The 2,593-nt window shown below is 63.0% G+C and carries 2 protein-coding genes; both read right to left on the bottom strand.

Going from position 1 to position 2,593, the window contains the following annotated elements:
- Window positions 1-137: 137 nt before the first annotated feature.
- Window positions 138-881: an IS21-like element helper ATPase IstB gene (gene istB / locus ACW4QM_RS11405; RefSeq protein WP_157012860.1), complete on the bottom strand. Its 744-nt coding sequence runs from the start codon at window positions 879-881 to the stop codon at window positions 138-140.
- On the bottom strand, window positions 878-2,434 hold the full coding sequence (istA, locus tag ACW4QM_RS11410) for an IS21 family transposase (RefSeq protein ID WP_349227992.1): 1,557 nt from the start codon (window positions 2,432-2,434) through the stop codon (window positions 878-880). The genes istB and istA overlap by 4 nt, the downstream gene beginning before the upstream one ends.
- Window positions 2,435-2,593: the final 159 nt, after the last annotated feature.

A 2,593-nucleotide genomic window follows, 5' to 3' on the forward strand; every position in this document is an offset into this window, starting at 1 on the left:
TGCGTACGGTACGCCTGAGCGGTGACTGTTCCACGCTACGCCGATGATGTATGTCCACAGCGCCGATGCCTGTTCCATGCAGCGCCGATAATCGGGAGGGGCCGTTTCGACCCCTCCCGCTCTTCGTCGGTTTGCTCCTATTCCATTCCTCTCATCCGCTTGCGCATAGATTCCTCGCCTGCAATGTGGATGGTGTAGGACTTGTACACCACGCGGTCGATGACGGCGTCGGCAATGGCCCCGTTGCCCAGGTTCGCGTGCCATGCCGACGGCGGGAACTGCGAGCACAGGATGAGCGATCCGGTCCTGTCCCTCGCCTCGATTACCTCCATAATCTCCCTGGCCTCATTTGGCTTGACCTGCTCCAGCAGCCAATCGTCGATGATCAGCAGATCGCACTTGATGTACTTCTTGCGCTGCTTGAGCCATTCCTCGTCTTTGAAGACGGTGAGCTCGTCCAGCAGCTCCGGCAGCCTGGTGTAGCGCACGGTGTAGAACGCGTTGCAGGCAGCCACTCCAAGGGCGTTGGATATCCAGGTCTTGCCGGCTCCGCTCGCCCCTGTGACGATGATGTTGCGCCTGCTCGCGATCCACGAGCAGTTGGACAGCTCGGCCATCTGGGCGCGGTCGAGTTTTCGGTCGTCATCGTAGCGGACATCGGCGATATTCGCATCCTGCTCGGGAAAGCCCGCCTGCCTCAGGTGCCGAAGGCGCTTGTTGGTCCTGCGCGAGTCCCATTCGGCGTCGACGATCATGGCGAGGCGCTCGTCGAAGCTCAATCCTGATGCCGCGGGAAGCTCTTCTTGGTCGCGATAGGCCCGGGCCATCACCGACAGCCTCATGTCGTGCAGCTTGTCCATAGTCGATTGGCTCGCCATCATCGTCCGCCTTTCTCGCCGTTGTCGGCGCCTGCGCTCTCGATCTTTCGGTAGTAGTCCTGGCCCCTCAGATAGGCGCCTGCCGCCTCGTCGGTGCGCCCGACTTCCCGGGCAAGTGCCGCTATTACGCCCTTTATAGTCTTGTAGCTGGGCCTCTGCGTCCTGAGAAGGGCCTTTTGGCACGCTTCCTCCAAAAGCTCCCCTCCATAGGTCTTCTCCAGGGCGAGCACGGCGCGGCACGAGCGGTACGACTGCTGCTCGATCCTGCGCGACGACAGGATGGCCCCGATCGCCCGCGCGGTGGCCTCCCCGATGCTCTCGGCCCACGACCTGAACCGCGCGCCGTTCCATTCGGCGTAGTCCCTGTGGGCATCCGGCATGTGGTCGGGGTTGGTGCGGTACTCGCCCTTGCGGTGAGCGCGCTCGTGCATGGCGATCCGCGTGCCGTCCGCCATCACCGACACGGTCCTCGCCGTCGCGACCACGGCGACCGTGCGCTTCACGAATTCGAACGGAACCGAGTACCAGCAGCCGTCGAAGCACACGTGGTAGTTAAAATTGACGGTGACCTCCTTGCGGGCCGTCATCTCGTAGGGAGTCGCCGGCAGCGGGATGAGCAGCGGTTTTTCCTGGGCGAGGAATACGCTCTCCCTGCTGCCCTCGCGCTTTTGGAAGGGGCGCGAGTTGATGGCGGCGACCTGGTCCGCAAGGGCCGAGTTGAACTCGCCGAGGGACATGAACCGCCTTCCCCTCAGCGCGAGCATGGCCTGGCGCTCGATGAGGCCGACTCCCATCTCCACGCTCGCCTTGTCCCTGGGCCTTCTGACCCTGGCGGGCACGACGGCGCACCCGTAGTGCTCGCTCATGCGGCGGTACTGCTCGTTGACGATGAGCGCCTCTTTGGTGTTCTTGGACACCGCGGTCTTGCAGTTGTCCGGCACGAGAACGGGGGTCGCGCCGCCGAAGAAGGAGAACATATGGGCATGGGCGTCGATCCAGGCCTGCTCGTCGGTTCTGTAGAATCCCTCGGCGAACAGGTAGTTGGAGTAGGGCAGGCATCCCGCGAACACGTAGACCCTCAGAAGTTCGCCCGTATCGGGATCGACCACTTCCGCCGTGTCCCCGACCCAGTCCACCTGGATGGTCTCGGCCGGCCTGTGGTCGATGCGCATGCGGACGTCGTGGGCCTGCGCCCACTTCCTGTACTCCCTGCAGAAGGCCGAGTACATGTAGGGCTCCTCGCCCCGCGACACGGCGGAATCGCAGTACTCGTTCCACAGAAGCGACAGCGTCATGCCGCGCCGTCCAAGCTCCCGGGCCACATGCTCGAAGTCGATGGCGGCCTTGTCCGTGGCCTTGCGGCTCCTCTTCGGGTAGATAACGGACCGGATCGCCGCATCGTCCATCTCCTCCGGGAGCGGCCAGGAAAGGCCGCGCGCTCGTGCCGCTCGGATAACGTCCGAGACGGTCGATTGCGCGCAGCCGCAAGAGAATGCGACGCTTTCCTGGCTCACCCCCATCGCGATCAATCGGAGGATTTCTCTGTACTTGACCATTCTTCTTTCCTTTCCCTAGATGGCCATAGGCGCCCTTTTGGCACCCAGGTGAATTCTAGGAAAGGAAGTGGAGGAGGAAAGAGCCTTAGGCTATCGGCAACGCGTGGAATGAGTATCGGCGACGCGCGGAATCATCATCGGACAAGCGCGCAGGAGGCA

The organism is Adlercreutzia sp. CNCM I-6207 (assembly GCF_977072305.1).